Here is a 508-nt window from a genome sequence, read left to right as displayed (position 1 = left end):
TCTTTGTCCTTGAAAAAGGTTTTAAAGACAGTCTGAAAAAGAGGATGAACCTGCTTTAGATTGTCCTTAATGAGTTCGAAAAATTTGTCAGCTTCCTTATTCTGAAAGTGAAAAAGTAAGAGTTGATAGAGATTATAGTGGTGTTTTAAGTCTTCTGAATAGCTCAAAAGCTTGTCTAGAATCTCTTTATTTGTTAAGTGCATACGAAAAGTAGGGCGATAAAAACGTTTCTCACTGAGTTTCCGGCTATCTTGCTGGATAAGTTTCCAGTAACGCTTGATAGCCTTGTATTCATGGGATTTTCGATGATACTGATTCATGATTTGGACACGCACACGACTCATGGCACGGCTAAGATGTTGTACAATGTGAAAGCGATCTAGAACGATTTTAGCACACGGAAAAAGCTGTTTAGCCAAGTCATAATAGGGACTAAACATATCCATAGTAATAATTTTCACTCGACATCGGACAGCTCTATCGTATCGAAGAAAGTGATTTCGGATGA

At 37.4% G+C, this 508-nt stretch carries 1 protein-coding gene; it reads right to left on the bottom strand.

From position 1 onward, the window contains the following. The coding region (locus tag D8787_RS11355) for a transposase (RefSeq protein WP_142999782.1) at positions 1 to 508 on the bottom strand (508 nt) is incomplete at both ends.

Origin of the sequence: Streptococcus mitis (assembly GCF_003944325.1) — a bacterium.
Classification (GTDB): Bacteria; Bacillota; Bacilli; order Lactobacillales; family Streptococcaceae; genus Streptococcus; species Streptococcus mitis_CW.
The sequence above is the reverse complement of the archived record's forward strand: the minus strand, read 5'-3'. Positions and strand labels throughout refer to the sequence as shown.